The 245-nt window shown below is 53.5% G+C and carries 1 protein-coding gene; it reads right to left on the minus strand.

Going from position 1 to position 245, the window contains the following annotated elements; translation table 11 throughout:
* Positions 1 to 245 (minus strand): hypothetical protein (locus tag MWC30_RS22445; protein WP_244086383.1); only part of this gene is annotated, 245 nt, incomplete at both ends.

Genomic DNA, 245 nt, shown 5'->3' on the forward strand with positions numbered 1-245 from the left:
GTGATCGCCCATGTCCTGGAATACGAAGGGCTCGTCTTCCCAATAGAGGGTAATGTTGGACGCCGTGCGGCATGCATAGTGCCATTTCCAGTTGTCGATGACAGCCTGTAGATTGATGCCGTCAAACTCACCATCGCCCACGAGAACGACTTTGGCGCCTTTTGGAATTAGAGGGTGCACCTGCTGGAGGATTTTGATGTGTTCCGCTTCGGGAAGGTGCCCTTTTTTCCCTTTGACCACCAGCC

Origin of the sequence: Desulforhabdus sp. TSK, assembly GCF_022836495.1 — a bacterium.
GTDB lineage: Bacteria > Desulfobacterota > Syntrophobacteria > Syntrophobacterales > Syntrophobacteraceae > Desulforhabdus.